13 protein-coding genes are annotated in these 15,946 nt (G+C 57.1%); 7 read left to right on the top strand and 6 right to left on the bottom strand.

Translation table 11 applies throughout. The features are described 5' to 3' along the window. The first annotated feature begins 161 nt into the window (after nucleotides 1-161). The 4 genes from V3851_RS03285 (at nucleotide 162) to V3851_RS03270 (ending at nucleotide 6,257) form a co-directional block, all read left to right on the top strand. On the top strand, nucleotides 162-821 hold the full coding sequence (locus V3851_RS03285; RefSeq protein ID WP_331845041.1) for an SGNH/GDSL hydrolase family protein: 660 nt from the start codon (nucleotides 162-164) through the stop codon (nucleotides 819-821). A 5-nt stretch (nucleotides 822-826) separates the two neighbouring features. Further along, nucleotides 827-3,313, top strand: coding sequence for a glycoside hydrolase family 95 protein (locus V3851_RS03280; RefSeq protein WP_331845262.1), 2,487 nt, complete (start codon nucleotides 827-829; stop codon nucleotides 3,311-3,313). Between the two features lie 173 nt (nucleotides 3,314-3,486). After that, nucleotides 3,487-5,193 (top strand): ribonuclease J, encoded by a 1,707-nt coding sequence (locus V3851_RS03275; RefSeq protein ID WP_331845040.1) that lies wholly within the window; start codon nucleotides 3,487-3,489, stop codon nucleotides 5,191-5,193. Between the two features lie 89 nt (nucleotides 5,194-5,282). Continuing rightward, a complete protein-coding gene (locus V3851_RS03270) occupies nucleotides 5,283-6,257 on the top strand; it encodes a sugar kinase (protein ID WP_331845039.1) in 975 nt (324 codons plus the stop codon). A gap of 348 nt (nucleotides 6,258-6,605) precedes the next feature. Here V3851_RS03270 and kduD read toward each other — a convergent pair whose 3' ends face one another. Genes kduD through kduI form a run of 3 tightly spaced genes read right to left on the bottom strand, consistent with a single transcriptional unit; the run spans nucleotide 6,606 to nucleotide 9,013 of the window. Continuing rightward, nucleotides 6,606-7,358 carry a 2-dehydro-3-deoxy-D-gluconate 5-dehydrogenase KduD gene (gene kduD, locus V3851_RS03265; RefSeq protein WP_331845038.1) on the bottom strand — a complete coding sequence of 251 codons (753 nt, stop codon included), beginning with the start codon at nucleotides 7,356-7,358 and terminating at the stop codon, nucleotides 6,606-6,608. A gap of 34 nt (nucleotides 7,359-7,392) precedes the next feature. After that, a complete protein-coding gene (locus V3851_RS03260) occupies nucleotides 7,393-8,145 on the bottom strand; it encodes a DeoR/GlpR family DNA-binding transcription regulator (protein ID WP_331845037.1) in 753 nt (250 codons plus the stop codon). A 34-nt stretch (nucleotides 8,146-8,179) separates the two neighbouring features. Beyond that, nucleotides 8,180-9,013, bottom strand: a complete 834-nt coding sequence (gene kduI / locus V3851_RS03255; RefSeq protein ID WP_331845036.1) for a 5-dehydro-4-deoxy-D-glucuronate isomerase — start codon at nucleotides 9,011-9,013, stop codon at nucleotides 8,180-8,182. Nucleotides 9,014-9,245: 232 nt separating this feature from the next. Here kduI and V3851_RS03250 point away from each other — a divergent pair, with 232 nt between their 5' ends. The 3 genes from V3851_RS03250 (at nucleotide 9,246) to V3851_RS03240 (ending at nucleotide 12,822) form a co-directional block, all read left to right on the top strand. Beyond that, nucleotides 9,246-10,898: a hypothetical protein gene (locus V3851_RS03250; RefSeq protein WP_331845035.1), complete on the top strand. Its 1,653-nt coding sequence runs from the start codon at nucleotides 9,246-9,248 to the stop codon at nucleotides 10,896-10,898. A gap of 20 nt (nucleotides 10,899-10,918) precedes the next feature. After that, entirely contained in the window at nucleotides 10,919-11,584 is a 666-nt protein-coding gene (locus tag V3851_RS03245) for a bifunctional 2-keto-4-hydroxyglutarate aldolase/2-keto-3-deoxy-6-phosphogluconate aldolase (RefSeq protein ID WP_331845034.1), read from the top strand. A gap of 392 nt (nucleotides 11,585-11,976) precedes the next feature. Continuing rightward, nucleotides 11,977-12,822 carry an AraC family transcriptional regulator gene (locus tag V3851_RS03240; protein ID WP_331845033.1) on the top strand — a complete coding sequence of 282 codons (846 nt, stop codon included), beginning with the start codon at nucleotides 11,977-11,979 and terminating at the stop codon, nucleotides 12,820-12,822. A gap of 54 nt (nucleotides 12,823-12,876) precedes the next feature. Here V3851_RS03240 and V3851_RS03235 read toward each other — a convergent pair whose 3' ends face one another. The 3 genes from V3851_RS03235 to V3851_RS03225 are packed head-to-tail and all read right to left on the bottom strand — an operon-like array spanning nucleotide 12,877 to nucleotide 15,928. Then, complete coding sequence (locus tag V3851_RS03235) at nucleotides 12,877-13,980, bottom strand: Gfo/Idh/MocA family protein (protein WP_331845032.1); 1,104 nt, start codon at nucleotides 13,978-13,980, stop codon at nucleotides 12,877-12,879. 16 nt (nucleotides 13,981-13,996) lie between these two features. Next, nucleotides 13,997-14,740: a ThuA domain-containing protein gene (locus V3851_RS03230; protein WP_331845261.1), complete on the bottom strand. Its 744-nt coding sequence runs from the start codon at nucleotides 14,738-14,740 to the stop codon at nucleotides 13,997-13,999. 21 nt (nucleotides 14,741-14,761) lie between these two features. Then, a complete protein-coding gene (locus V3851_RS03225) occupies nucleotides 14,762-15,928 on the bottom strand; it encodes a Gfo/Idh/MocA family protein (RefSeq protein ID WP_331845031.1) in 1,167 nt (388 codons plus the stop codon). Between the last annotated feature and the right edge of the window lie 18 nt (nucleotides 15,929-15,946).

Raw genomic sequence — 15,946 nt, 5'->3', positions numbered from 1 at the left:
GAGAATACATATACGCCGGAAATGTGGCGGAAAAGTCGTCTAATTTTAGGTGCTTTTTTGCAGTAATTTTCCTGATATAATCAATAGATGATTTGAGCTGGCGGGCGGGTTAAGGCGCCGGAATGCCGGTAAATTTACAATTCAATATCATGAGGAGGATCATGATGAGAGACAAGCTGACGATTTTGTTTCAAGGGGATTCCATCACGGACGGAAACCGCGATCGCGGGACCGATCTGAACCATGTGCTGGGCCATAGCTATGCGTATATGATTGCGGGCGCGCTCGGCAACCAATATGCGGAGCAAAACCCGCGTTTCTATAACCGGGGCGTAAGCGGGGACCGCGTTTCCGATCTGTACGCGCGCTGGAATGAAGACGCATTCAGTCTGAAGCCGGATGTGCTCAGCATCCTGATCGGGGTCAACGACGCCTGGAGAATCGTATCGGAGGAGCCGAGCGGAGTTACCGACAGATTTGAAAGGGCTTACCGTCATTTGCTGGACGAGACCCGGGAGGTGCTGCCTCAGACCAAGCTTGTTCTGTGCGAGCCGTTCGTCTTGAATACGGGAGCCGTTGCGGAGAGATGGGACAAGTGGACCGGGCTGATTCCGGGTTATCAAGCGGTTGTACGTGAATTGGCCAAGCAGTACGATGCGGTCCATGTTCCGCTTCAGGATGTCTTTGACGCCGCCGCCAAACGGGCCGAGCCGGCCTATTGGCTGTGGGACGGGGTGCACCCTACGGCGGCGGGCCATGATCTGATCGCCAAACGCTGGCTTGATGTGGTGGGTCAAAGCGGCCTGCTGGAACGGGTTTAACAATGATGAAGCTGAATTACCGAAGGCCGGCGGCCAATTGGAATGAAGCGCTGCCGATCGGAGGCGGCCGGTTGGGAGCGATGGTATTCGGCGGGGTGGAATGCGAGCGGCTTCAGCTTAACGAAGACACGCTATGGTCCGGCAAGCCGGGAGAACGCGATCTCCCCCGGGCCGGGGCCCTGCTGCCGGAAATGAGGAGGCTGCTTGCCGGGGAGCGTTATGCGGAGGCCGACCGGCTTGGCAAGGAAATGCTGGGTCCGTACGCTCAAGCCTATTTGCCGCTCGGGAATTTAAGGCTGCAGTTTGAGCACGGCAGTTATGCGGAGGCCTATGAGCGTGGGCTGGACCTGGAGCGAAGCGTTGCCTATGTCCGCTATCAGATCGGCGGGGTGACCTACCGCCGGGAAATGTTCGCCTCATACCCCGACCGGATCATTGTGCTCCGGCTGGAGTGCAGCGAGCCAGGAATGCTGAATTTGCGTATTTCCATGGACAGCCCGCTGCGCAGCAGAGTATTTGCCGAAGGTGGGCTTCTAATTCTTAAAGGAACCGCCCCGGAGCATGTGGATCCGAATTATCTCCAAACCGACCGCCCGGTCGTTTACGGCGAGGCGGCGGAAGGCGGCGGGGCGCTCAATTTTGAAGGCCGGGCGGCCGTGCAGCTGGAGGGCGGGACCGCCGAGGTGCTCGGCGACGGGATTTATATTTCCGGAGCGACCTGTGCGACGGTGTATTTCAGCGCGGCGACCAGTTATGGCTTGAGCCTATCGTCAGGAGCGAGAGCGGGCAAGGAAGGCGGACGCACCGACCCGGCCGCGGTGGCAGGCGAGGCGCTGCGGCGGGCGCTCGGCAGCGGCTACGCTGCGCTGCGCGAGCGGCATATCGCGGATTACCGCCGCCTGTTCGACCGGGTGGAGCTTCATTTGGGCGAACGGTTGGCCCCGGAAGGGCTGACGACGGAGGAATGGATCGCCGGTTACGGCGCTTCGGACCCGGCGCTGGTGGAGCTGCTGTACCAATACGGGCGGTATCTGCTCATTTCCAGCTCGCGCCCCGGAACGCAGCCAGCCAATCTGCAGGGAATCTGGAATGACGATACGCGTCCGCCCTGGAGCAGCAACTGGACGCTGAATATCAACACGGAAATGAATTATTGGCCGGCCGAGACATGCAATCTGCCGGAATGCCATGAGCCGCTGCTCGACATGATCGGCGAACTGGCGGAGTCCGGACGAAAGACGGCGCGGGTCCACTACGGCGCTCGCGGCTGGGCGGCGCATCACAATACGGATTTATGGCGCCAGACCGCCCCGGCGGGCGGCTATGGGCACGGCGACCCGTTCTGGGCGCTCTGGCCGATGGGCGGGGTTTGGCTGTGTCAGCACCTGTGGGAGCATTACCGGTTCGGCGGAGATTTGAACGAACTCCGTGATCGGGCGTATCCGCTGATGAAGGAAGCGGCACTGTTTTGTCTGGACTGGCTGATCGAGGACGGGAACGGCCGGTTGATCACCTCCCCTTCGACCTCACCGGAACACCGGTTTGTGGTGCCGGAAAAGGGGAGCGATGCCGCGGCGTCCGGATCGCGGATTACTCACGAAGACGATCCGGCTTCCGCCCCGGATCGCGAGGAAGAGCCTCCGGCTTCCCGGGGGCAGCGCGTTCTTGCGGGCATAAGCCAAGCTTCGACGATGGATCTCCAGCTCATCTGGGATTTGTTCACGAATTGTATCGAAGCGGCTGAAGCGCTCGGTATCGACGAGGCTTTCCGGGGAGAGCTGGCCGGGGCGCGTGACCGGCTGCTGCCGATGCAAATCGGCCGGTACGGCCAATTGCAGGAATGGTCGGCGGATTTTGAAGACGAGGACGTGAACCACCGGCATGTGTCGCATCTGTTCGGCGTATACCCGGGCCGTCAGCTTACGGATGGCGGCACGCCGGAGCTGTTCCGGGCGGCGCGCCGGTCGCTGGAGCGGCGCGGGGACGAGGGCACGGGCTGGAGCCTCGGCTGGAAGGTCGGCTTATGGGCCCGTTTCGGCGAAGGCGACCGCTCGCTGAAGCTGCTGTCCAACCTGCTGCGGCTCGTCCCGAGCGAAGGCGGCACGACCGGCGGCGTGTACGCCAACCTGCTCGACGCGCATCCGCCGTTCCAGATCGACGGGAATTTCGGCGCGACGGCCGGCATCGCCGAGATGCTGCTGCAGTCCCATGAGGGGGGACTGCATTTTCTCCCCGCCCTGCCGGCGGCTTGGCCGGCGGGCGAATTCAAGGGCCTGCGCGCCCGCGGCGGATTCCAGGTCGATCTGACCTGGAATCACGGCAAGCCGGTGCTGGCCCGGATCTATTCGCCGCTCGGAGGACCTTGCCGGGTCCGCAGCGGCGGACCGATCTCCGTCGCCGGCCCGCACGGCGAGGACGAGCTTCGCCCGGACGGCGGCTGGGCGGCGTTCGAGACGGCGCCGGGCGAAACGTATATGCTGCGCTTTGTGTAAAGAGATGAGGCTGGCTGTTGCCAGCCTTGTTTTTTTGCCGGGCTTTAAGTGCGAAGATTCGGGTGGTTGATCGGCGGCCGGAATGTCTAAAATTTAATTAGTTATTGCGTATAGTTTTAAGTATAATTAAGCGTAGATCAGTCTGCATTTTTCTAGAGAGGATTAACCGCATAATGAATGAAGCAAAAACCAAACCAGTAAACACGGCAAAGCCTAATCGGCGCCCGAAATCATCCCCTCCGCCGGTACGGATATACTCCTTGGGCGGAATCGGCGAAATCGGCAAAAACATGTACGGTATTGAATACAAGAATGAAATCGTTATTATCGACGCCGGGTTGAAATTCCCGGATTCCAAGCTGTCCGGCATCGATTACATTATTCCCGACATCACTTACCTGATTGAGAATCAGCATAAAATCAAAGGCCTGTTTCTGACTCACGGGCATGAGGATCATATCGGAGCGCTGCCGTTCGTGCTTCGCCAACTGCAGGTTCCCGTATACGGCGGCCCGCTGACGATCGGCCTGGTGCGCGCCAAGCTGGAGGAATACCGGATCCTCGGAGAAGCGAAGCTGCACGTGTTCGAAGAAAACGATCGGTACGATTTTCAGCACCTGTCGGTGCATTTTTTTCGGACCACTCACAGCATTCCCGATGCTTTCGGCATCGTGGTGGATACGCCTTACGGAGCCGTCGTGCACACGGGCGACTTTAAATTCGATTTTACCCCGGAGGACCGGCCTGCGGATTTGCTGAAAATGGCGAGTGTGGGCGGCGAGGGCGTACTCGCTCTGCTGGCGGACAGCACGAACAGCGAGAAGGAGGGATTCACCCCTTCCGAACGCAATGTGGGCGATGCGATTCTGGAATCGATCCGGCAGTGCGACGGGAGAATTCTGTTCGCGACATTCGCGTCGAACGTCCACCGGCTGCAGCAGGTCGTGGACGCGGCCATGGCATGCAACCGGAAAATCGCCGTCATCGGCCGGAGTATGGAGAAGGTATTCGCGATCGGACAGGACCTGGGTTATATTCGTATTCCCGAAGGCATGCTGATCGATGTGAAGCATATTGACCGCTACGAAGATCGGCAAATCCTCATCGTGTGTACGGGGAGTCAGGGCGAGCCCAATGCGGCGCTCAGCCGGATCGCGTCCGGAGCGCATCGCTCGGTGCAGATTTATCCCGGGGATACGGTTATTTTCTCCTCTTCCCCAATTCCGGGGAACGGGCCGAATGTCAACCGGATCATCGATACGCTCATGCGCGCGGACGCGAATGTGATCTACGGGTCCATCCATACCTCGGGCCACGGCAACCGCGAGGATTTGAAATTAATGCTCAGCTTTATTCGCCCGAAATATTTCATTCCGATCCACGGGGAATATCGGATGCTGCTAAGCCACAAGAGCCTCGCCCTGCAAACCGGGATGGCCGAGGATAAAGTATATATGCTCGGGATCGGCGACACCTTGTCGCTCTACCGGAACCGGGCCAAGCGCAGCAGAACGATTCCTTCGGGAGAAGTGTTCATCAGCAACGGCGAAATGCGGGCCCGCGAGGACGAATTGATGGAGGAGCGCCTGGAGCTGGCGCAGGAAGGCATCGTGATCGTCGTCCTGACCTTGGACCGGGAGACGGGACAAATATTGGCCGGGCCGGATATCGTGACCCGGGGATTCGTTTATATGCAGGACGCCAGACCGCTGCTCAGACGGGCGGAAGCGATGTTGAAACGCAGCCTGGCCAGACAGGCGGAGAGAGAAGCCTATGACCGGACAGTCTGGCTTCGCACGATCCATCGGGTGATGCGCAGGCACTTCATGAAAGAGGTAGGAAGAGCGCCTCACATCATGCCGTCCATTTTGGAAGTGTAATGAAGCAAACAAAGCCGGTTTGCAGAGAAATTCTCCGTCTAACCGGCTTTTTTTAAAACATTGTGGAACCTATGGGAAGGGGATTAGCAATGAACGATTTCATACATAACGGACAGGCCGCTCCCGAAGTGGTGACCTTCGGGGAAAGCATGGCGCTTTTGATTGCCGAAGGGGGAAAAGGACTGGAATATGCCCGGTCGCTGGAACCTTCGTTCGGCGGGGCCGAGAGCAATGTGGCGATCGGACTGGCGCGGCTTGGGGTGAAATCCGGCTGGTGCGGACGGCTGGGGGACGATCCCTTCGGACACCGGATCGTCAAGGCGATCCGGGGAGAAGGCGTGGACATCTCCCGCGCCCAGCTGACCGATGAAGCACCGACAGGCCTCATGATCCGGGAAAATGCCGCCGGCAAAAGCTCCGTCCATTATTACCGGAAGCTGTCCGCGGCAAGCTTTATGACTCCGGAGCATCTGGACGAAGCGTACATCGCCGGCGCCAAAATTTTGCATGTGACCGGCATTACCCCGGCTTTAAGCGCTTCCTGCGCGGAAACAGTGTCGGCGGCGATGGATATGGCCCGGCGCCACGGCGTTAAAGTCAGCTTCGACCCCAACCTGCGGCTGAAGCTGTGGAGCGTGGACGAGGCGCGCAAGGTGCTGCTGCCGCTGGCGGCCAAAGCGGACTACTTCCTGCCGGGACTCGATGAACTGAAGCTGCTGTACGAGACCGAATCGCTGGAGGCGATCCTCGCCAAGATGGACGAACTGCCGGGCGTAAGCGTGATTAAAGGCGGAGATGACGAGACTTATCTCTACGAAAAGGGCAAGCTGACCCCGGTGCCTTATTTCAAGGCGGAGCATGTCATCGACACCGTCGGCGCGGGTGACGGATTTTGCGGCGGATTCCTGGCGGGGGTGGTGCGAAACTACAGCCTGGAAGAGTCGGTACGGCTGGGCAACCTGATCGGTTCCCAAGTCATCCAAGCGGTAGGGGACTGGGAAGGTCTGCCGAGCGCGGCGGAAATCGAGCGATTGTTGAACGGAAAAGGCCATGTAGAGCGTTAATACTCTGGATGTTTCTGCTCAGGTTGATATGCCTGGAACGGATAATAAAAATGCGATTAACTGGATTTCCTCCAGTTAATAATTGCAAATGAACTTTTTGGCAAAAATAGCTGGAAATCCTCCAGTTATTTTTGCATGTTTACCGCCTTGTTGCACCAATTCGGTATAATTAACAGGAGGTTTTCCAGTTAATTTGCTTGGGTATGTGCAATCAATTAAAAATAACTACAACAATTTCCAGTTAATTTTGGCTAAGGATGAGCAGCAGGCAAGTAGGCAAGTAGGAAAGTGTTCGGCGACAAAGAAGCCCGCCCGGAGGGCAACTCCGAGCGGGCTTCATTATTCCTATTATCTTGCCATCCAGCCGCCGTCCACGCAAAGGATGTGGCCGTTCAAATAATCCGCTGCCGCGGAGGCCAGGAAGACGGCGGGGCCTTTGACGTCGTCCGGGGTTCCCCAACGCGCCGCCGGAATGCGGTCCGTAATCGACGCGGTTCTGTTCTCGTCGGCGCGGATCGGTGCGGTGTTGTCCGTCGCCATGTAGCCCGGGGCGATCGCGTTGACCTGGATGCCGCTTGCCGCCCATTCGTTGGCGAAAGCTTTGGTCAATCCGGCTACCCCGTGTTTCGATGCCGTGTAGCCCGGGACGTTGATTCCGCCCTGGAAGGACAACATCGAGCAGATGTTGATGATCTTGCCGCTGCCGCGCTCGATCATATGTCTGCCGGCGATTTGCGACAGCAGGAAGACGGTGTTCAGGTTGATGTCGATCACGTCGAACCAGTCTTTTTCGCTGTGGTCTTTGGCCGGCGTGCGTCGGATGATGCCCGCGTTGTTGACCAGGATGTCGATATGTCCCGTCAGCTTAAGCGCCTCGTCAAAAGTCGCCTGAAGCTGGCCGTGGTCGCTGAGATCGACTTCAATGGAGGATGCTTTGCGGCCAAACGCCGTGACCCGGTCCACCGTTTCCTGGCTTGAGCCTAGAGAAGCGCTTACGATATCGGCGCCCGCTTCCGCGAGTGCTACCGCGATACCTTGCCCTAGACCGCCTGCCGAACCTGTAACCAACGCTGTTTTTCCAGTAAGATCAAATAATTTCATAGTATAAACACTCCTTAGAAAGAAAATGGATAAATCACTCGATGATCGTGACTCCTGCATCTTCATAAGGCTTGGTTACCTCGGAAGGAAGCTTGTTGTCCGTAATGATCATCGTCAACTCGTTCAATGAAGCAAAAGTACGGAGAGCCGTTTGCCCGAATTTCTGATGATTGACGACCGCGATCACTTCGCGGGCCGTTTCGATCAGGGCACGTTTGAACTCGATCAGATCGCCGGTATAAATGGACAAACCGTGTTCCGGGTGAATCCCTGTCGCCGATATAAACGCTTTTTGAATATTAAGCTGCTTCACGTAAGCGGTGGCTTCCGGTCCGGCGAGCATGTTGCGAACCCGGTAGCCGCCGGGAACGACGAGACGGATATGATCTTTTGCGGCCAGTTCGCTGATAATGTACACATCGTTCGTAACGACGGTGATGGGCAGGTTATCGAGACGGCGGGCGATTTCCAGAGTTGTGCTGCCTCCGTCAAGCGCAATGATATCGTTCGGCTTGATGTGAAGCAGCGCTTTGCGGGCGATGTCGCCTTTTTCCTCCGCGTGTTTGAGCAGGGGCTCCTTTGCGGGGAGAATCCCGAACTGATCCCCTTGAGCCAGCACGGCACCGCCATGGACGCGGGTAATGAGTCCCTGCTCTTCCAGCTTGGTCAGATCCTCGCGAATCGTTTTGCCCGTGACTCCAAGTCTATCGCTCAGCTCCGCCACCGTCACCTCTTTGTTTGTCAGCAGAACTTCCATAATTTTTTCATATCGACGTATCGCGCTCATTGCCATTCAACTCTTCCGTTTAGAAATTTACCTCTTATTTTAAGTCTTTCATTGCGACGGCGTCCATATCTCCATAAGCTTTGTTGTCGCCTGCCATACCCCAGATAAATGTATAATTGCTTGTGCCCACTCCGCTATGGATCGACCAGCTTGGCGAAATGACCGCCTGTTCGTTTCTCATGACGATGTGGCGCGTTTCGCTCGGTTCACCCATCAGATGGAACACGACCGCATCCTCCGGCAGATCGAAATACATATAGGCTTCCATCCGGCGAGGGTGGACGTGCGCGGGCATCGTATTCCACATATTTCCTGTCTTCAGTTGGGTCATGCCCATAACGAGTTGCGAGCTTTGAATGCCGTTCTCATGAATGAAACGGTGAATCGTCCGTTCATTGGAGTTTTCAATGGAGCCGAGCGCCCCGGATTCCGCTTCGCCGAGCGTCGTTTTCATTGTCGGAAATTCCTTGTGCGCCGGTGCGGAGTTCAAATAAAATTTGGCTGGTTTGGCGGCATCCTTGCTCTTAAAAATAACCTCCTTCGAACCCATTCCCACGAACAGGCAGTCTTTGGTGTCCAGTTCAAACTCGGTTCCGTCGACAACGATCACGCCCGGCCCGCCTACGTTGATCGCTCCGAGTTCGCGTCTTTCCAGAAAGTAAGAAACACCGAGTTCCTTCAAATCGACCTCGAGTTTCACCTCCCGGTGAACCGGTGCGGCTCCGCCGACAATCATCCGGTCTTCGTGCGTAAGCACAAGCTCCAACTGATCGGGAGTAAACAGCTTGGGAATATGGAATTCCTTCCGCAGCCGGTCCGTGTCGAACTGCTTCACTTCATTCGGATGAGAGGCATAGCGTCTTTCCATAAAAAAATCTCCTCTTTTCGTTTATTTAGGTTTATAATGTTCATATAGGTTTACATTAATCCTTTTCGGTTCATTTTGCAAGTCATTATCCAAACCTGAATTTGGAGCCGAAAGACAATTGCTTTAAAAAGCAAGGAACGGTCTTTAATGTCCATCTTTAGTATGTTGCACAAACATGATAGGATGGAGCCATCGGTAGATCGTTCTCGTAAGGATGGGGAAGGAGAACCTGATGAACGACTTTACAACAAGAATGCGGCAGATCATTTTGAACGTCGCGGAAAAAGCCTGGAACCAGCCGCTGATGTCCAGCGGGCTATGGTTTCACGGGGATGTCCGGGATAATTTTTACTATGCGTCTTACCTGTTTGCGGCGTCGGCGGACCGGGGGGCGGAGCCGCTGTTCAAGCGGGAGGAAGGCAGGCGGCTGGCGGAGCATGTCCTAACCAGAGTGCTTCGGCTGCAAAACAGGGATGCCGCCGATCCTATGTACGGGCATTGGCCGCTTTACTTGGACCCGCTGCCGGAAGCAGCCGCGGCGCACGAGTTGCCGGCGGAACTGATGGGCAGTCTGATGGTTTATTTCCACCGACAGTTTGCCGGAATCATGAGCCAAAGTTTGGCGGAGGAGTTTGAAACTGCTCTTGTGCACGTGTATCGCGGCGGTTTTTTCCGTAAGCCGCTCACGGTGTGCAATCATCATGCGGCCAAGTATACGGCGGCGAAACTGATTTTCGGGCAGCGATTTCAGGACGGGGATCTGCTGGAGGACGGGAAACGCAGTCTGATAGAGACGCTGACGCGGTTCCGCCGTGAAGGCATGGCTGAATACGGCTGCCTGCCTTGGTTCTGGCATTGGGTCCAGGCGTTTACGTGCGCCCTTGAATTGACGGAAGACGCCGCTATCCGGAATGAGCTTGCAGCGTTACTGGATGAGCTCTGGAACTTGCGCGCGGCCTACTATCTGAGGGGCGCATGGGTAGGGGCCCACTCCCGGGGGTGGCCGCATGATGCGCCAAGAGACGCCAACGTGCTGCACGACTACGTCCAGTTCGGCGATTTCGAGCTTCCTGGAGATTTGCCGCGGACGGAGTATGCCGGCTTCCTGTTCCATGAAGCGCCGGAAAGCGCGCGGCGGCTTGCCCTGAACCGAAACGAGCCGGCGGAAGTGTGCAAGGCGGTTTTGAAAACGGTTGACGGCGAAGTGCGTAAGCTTCATTCTTACGCGTATATTACCGGACAATTTGCCGCCGGGGGGCTGTGGGAGCGGGTTCGGGAGTTTGACAACGAGCAGCTGCGCTGGCTCTTTAGTCTCCCTGTCCGTAAAGGCGGCAAGGGAAACCAGCTTTATTTATTTCATCCGGGCGAAGGGTATGACTCCTCAGGTCGCGATCCCCGCCATCAAAGCCAGTGGACGGAGGTGCTGTACCACAAAAATGCGGTGCTGGCACTATATCCGCTGCCGGAGCAGGCGGAACCCACAGTAGTCGGCGTCCTTCCGGAAGGGGAATGGATTCATGCGAAGGAAGCTTTGTTCGGCAAGGTTGACGATGTCTATTTTGCGGTGTATCTATTGGGAGGAGCCTATGAAGTGCAGGAGCGGATCGGGTACAGTCAAATCCTGTGCCATGGTTCCGGGATCGGTGCGGCCGTAGAGGCGGTTTGCGTTGAAGACGCCAAGGTCAAAAAGATCGGGCGGCTAGCGGATTTTGCGGAGCGGATGTCCGGGCGCAAGCCGGTATTTGCAAGCGAGAGCGGTACACTCTCCATCCAATATACCGGCTTGGCGGAGGGAGATTCGTTAAGCCTCGTCGCCTCGGAAAGGGGCGGCAGTGAACGCTATATAAACGGAGCAACAATTTCATTTGAAGAATACACATTCTGATTAAGAAAAGGGGAACTACCATGAAAAAACTGCAGCTTATTCAAAAAATCACGGAGGAGGGCGTAGTCGCCGTACTTCGTGGGGAGACGCCGGAGCAGGTGGTGGAGATGGCCGAGCAAGCGATCGCCGGTGGCATTAAGGTGATCGAGGTCACGATGACCGTGCCGTTTGCGCTTAAGGCGATCGAAACCTTGTCCCGCAAGTATTCTTGGGATTCGCAGGACCCTTCCAGCTACGCCATCATCGGCGTCGGTACCGTACTTGATCCCGAGACCGCGCGCGCGGCGATTTTGAGCGGGGCTCAATTCGTCGTCGGGCCGTGCCTGAACCGGGACACCGTCATGCTGTGCAACCGGTACCGGATTCCGGTCATGCCGGGAACGATGACGATCAAGGAGATCCAGGAAGCGCTGGAGCTCGGCGCGGATATCGTCAAGCTGTTCCCGGGCAACCTGTACGATCCGTCGATGATCAAGGCGATCAAGGGACCGCTGCCGCAGGCCAACATCATGCCGACCGGCGGGGTATCGCTGGACAACCTTGGCGAATGGATCAAGGCCGGCGCGGTAGCCGTCGGCATCGGCTCCGATTTGACGAGCGAAGCGTTGAAGAAGAACGATTTCTCGCTGATCGCCCAAAAAGCGGCCGCTTACAAAGAGGCGTATTTGCAGGCCAAGGGACGGTAAGCTCTTTCGGATCGAGGGAGCTGGTTCAAATTCAAATGTAACGGAAGCAAAGGGCGCCCATTTAGTTTGCCGCCAGCTTTAAGCACTCTAACGGTCATGAGTGACCGTTAGAGATGCTTATAACAAACGGATCATCTTTTAACGGTCATGCATGACCGTTAAAGACTGATAATATCAATTATTGCCCTGAATCTCACCTCTAGCGGTCACTTATGTCCATTAGAATTGCAAAAACATGTGTTTTCGCCTCTAACGGTCATAAATGTCCCTTAAATCATCGGAAATTCAGCGTTTTTAGATTCGACTTGCTTACCCCTGCAATTTTGGGCAAAGATTGCAGGGGTTCTATTATGCATTTCCTGTATAGTCATTCGCGAAGGGATGGAGATCGCGTGGATTGGCTTGAAAGATTCAACGCAGCATTGGATTATATTGAGCATCATCTTGAAGGGGAGATCGAATATTCGGCGCTTGCGCGTGCGACCTGCTGCTCGGAATTTCACTTTTCCAGAATGTTCTCGTCCATAACGGGCATCCCGCTTTCGGAGTATATTCGCCGCAGACGGCTTACCAAAGCCGCTGTTGACATCCAGGCGGGCGATGCGAGGATCCTCGACATTGCTTTGAAATACGGTTATGATTCGCCCGACGCTTTTACCAGGGCGTTCCGCAAGCTGCACGGCGTTGCGCCTAACGCGGTCAGAGAAAATAGCGTACAACTCAAAGCCTATCCCCGAATCTCCTTTCAAATCACGATTAAAGGAGATGTCGAAATGGATTACCGGATGGAGAACATCGATTTTGAAGTACGCTTTGCCGGAAAGCGGCACACGGTGAAAACGTCGCGGGCCTTTAAAACGATACCTTCCCTATGGCGGAAAGGCAAAACGGACGGCTTCATGCAAGCGTTGATTGACATGTCCTGGGAGCATCCCAAATGCAAGCTGGAGAGCCTCGTCGGGGTTTGCGGGAAAGAGGCGGCGATCATGGATGAGGAATTCGATTACTTTATGGGTATCCGCTATGATGATGAAATCCCCGAAGGCATGGAAGAATTGATTATACCTCCCTGTACGTATGCCGTATTTCCCAATGTGGTTGAAGCATGGAAGCGCCTCTATTCGGAGTGGCTTCCCGCATCCGGGTATGAACTTGCGAACCTGCCTTGCATCGAGCATTATTTGGGCCCGGGGCACAAGGTCAAGCATGAATTGTGGGTGCCGGTCATCGGAAAATAACACAACAAAGCCTGCAGCTTTAATTAGCTGCAGGCTTTGTTGTTTAATTTATGTTTAGTCCAGCGTATAGAGGGGCAGGCCGGCGGGCAGCGCCTTCGGCCGCTCGCAGCGGCTGGCCATTTCATAATATCGGCCGGAGTCGGACGATTCATGAAAAGCCCACATCGCCTCGAGCACATGATAGGCGAGCTCGCCGCTCGCCCGATGCGGTCGGCCGCGCAGCAGCGCGCAGGCCATGTCGGCGGGGCCGATCCCGCGGCTGTTGCCTTCGTAGCCCGGCAGCAGCGGCTGCTCGGTCCAGTCCTCGTCGCCGGTGCGGCGGTATTTGACCGGGCCGCCGAACGTGTTCGGATCCGGTACGAGCAGGCTGCCTTCCGTGCCGTGAATCTCGATCGGCGGCAGGCTGCTGCCGCCGAAAATATCAAAGCTGGTGATCAGGCTGGCGATCGCCCCGCCTTCAAACTGCAAGGTTCCGGCGACATGCGTCGGAACCGCCACGGGGATGACCGAGCCGCGCTTCTTCTCGCTCGTGATCACCCGTTCCGGCAATGCTTTGCCGGTAATCCCGGCGATCCGGGCGACCGGCCCGAGCAGCTGCACGAGCGCCGTCAAGTAATACGGGCCCATGTCGAACATGGGGCCGCCGCCCGGCGCATAATAGAACTCCGGATCGGGATGCCAATGCTCATGCCCGCGGCTCATCATGAACGCCGTGGCCGAGACCGGGCGGCCGATCGCACCGTCCTCGATCAGCTTCAGCGCGGTTTGGATACCCGCGCCGAAGAAGGTTTCCGGCGCGCATCCCACCAGCAATCCGCGCGTCCGCGCTTCTTCGAGTACGCGCTGGCCTTCCGCCAGCGAGACGGCCAGCGGCTTCTCCACATAGACATGCTTCCCGGCCCGCAAAGCCTGCAAGCTGACGTCGGCATGCACGGCGGGGATGGTCAGATTAATGACGAGTTCGATTTCCGGGTCGGCGAGCAATTCTTCGGTGGAACAGGCGCGCGGAATCCCGTAAGCGGCGGCCTGCTCCCGGGCCCGGTTCAGGTCCAGGTCGGCGCAGGCTACCAGGTCGAGCACCGCGAATTTGCGACAATTTTCCATATAGATGCCGCTGATTTTTCCGCATCCGATAATGCCGATTTTGATTCTGTCCATTATGCCATCCATCCTTCTAAGCGTCGTATTGGCTGTCGCCCATCCCGCTGTAATTGAATTTTCCGTCCGAAGTATCGGCCGCCTTTAGCGCCAAAGCGCGCTCTTTGCCTTCCGCGGCCCACAGCATCCCACGGGTCATCAGTTCCGTGACCGGCGGTAGCTCGACGATATCGGCATGATGCCCAAGCGAGTTGTAATAGACACGGCCAAGACCCCAGCGCTTTGTCCATACGACCGGCATATCGACGGCTTTGTTATAGCGGTGCGGCCCGTCGATTACGGGGAACCGGGTGGTAGCCAGCACTTCCACTGCCGGATCCACATGCAGGTAATACTGCTCGGTTTTCACGGCAAAGTCTTCAATTCCATCCACCAGCGGACTGGAGCTTTGTTTGATTTCTACTTTGTAATCGACCCCGTCGTTCCCCGGGTGCGCGACCCACTGTCCGCCGGTCATGAACTGCCAGTCCACATTGTTGCGGAACGAATCGCACATGCCGCCATGGCACCCGGCGAGTCCGGTCCCGGCCTGAACCGCCGCCGACACGTTATTGACGAGCTCTTGGGCGATTTCGCCCATCGTCCAGACCGGAACGATTAGATCCAGGCCGAGCAGCTTCTCGGCATCGCGGTATGCCTCGAGCGTATCGGCCACCTCGACGTCAAATTGCCGCTCCCGCAAAATGCGGGCGAATATCGCCGCGACCTGCTCCGGCTCATGGCCGTCCCAGCCGCCCCAGACGATCAACGCTTTTTTCATCATCATTCTATCTCCTTTAGATTACATTTCCGCTAGTGTGACCCAGCGGCGTTCGTTTACGGACCGCTCTACGGCTTCCAGAACGGCCTGGCATTTGACCCCGTCGCGGAAATTCGGCACGGGCTGGCGCCCTTCCGCAATCGCGTTCGTCAGCTCCAGCACCTCATGGATGAACGTATGCTCGAAGCCGATCGTATGCCCCGGCGGCCACCAGGCGTCGGAATATTCATGGGCCGGATCGGTGGCCAACACGCGCCGGAACCCCTGCACGTCTTCGTCATCGGAAGTAAAGTAAACCTCCAGTTCGTTCATCCGCTCGAAATCGAACCGGACGCTGCCGAGGCTGCCGTTGATCTCGAACGCGTTGGTCGATCGATGGCCGGCGGCAAAGCGCGTCGCTTCGAAGCTGCCGAGCGCCCCGCCGGCAAACCGCGCCAGGAAAAGGGTCGCGTCGTCCACGGTGACCTCGCCTTTGGGTGCGTCCTTGCCCTTGCCGCCCGTTGCGCTTAGACCGGTCGTCTCTTCCGCCAGCGGCCGCTCTTTGATGAAGGTTTCGCTCATGCCGATGACCTCGTGAATGTCGCCGACGAGATAGTGGGCGAGATCGATCAGATGCGCCCCGAGATCGCCGTGAGAACCGGACCCGGCGATGTCTTTTTGCAGCCGCCAGACGAGCGGAAACTCCGGATCAAGAATCCAGTCTTGCAGAAACCAGGCGCGAAAATGATAAATTTTGCCGAGCCGTCCGCTTTGGACAAGCTTTTTGGCCAGCCTGACGGCCGGGGAGAAGCGGTAATTGAAGCCGACCATATGGCGTACACCCGCGTCCTCCGCAGCTTGCAGCATCTCCCGGGAGTCGCTGAGTGTAAGCGCTAACGGTTTTTCGCAAAAAATATGCTTTCCCGCCTTGGCCGCGGCCAGGGCAATTTCTTTGTGAGCGTCGCTGGGAGCGTTAATATCGATCAGGTCGATATCGTTACGGGCCACAAGCTCTTTCCAATCCGTGACCGATTCCCGCCAGCCGAGCTGCTCCGCCGCCTTGCGGACGGCCTCGCCGTTTCTGCCGCAAAGCACCGACATTTCCGGCTTTACGGCGCCGGGGAAGAACATAGGAAGCGAACGATAAGCATTGCTGTGGGCTTTTCCCATAAATTTGTAGCCGATCATTCCGATACGCAGTTTGTTCATGCCATCCCTCCATCACGG

The sequence above is a fragment of the Paenibacillus haidiansis genome, from assembly GCF_036553665.1.
GTDB lineage: Bacteria > Bacillota > Bacilli > Paenibacillales > Paenibacillaceae > Fontibacillus > Fontibacillus haidiansis.
The sequence above is the reverse complement of the archived record's forward strand: the minus strand, read 5'-3'. Positions and strand labels throughout refer to the sequence as shown.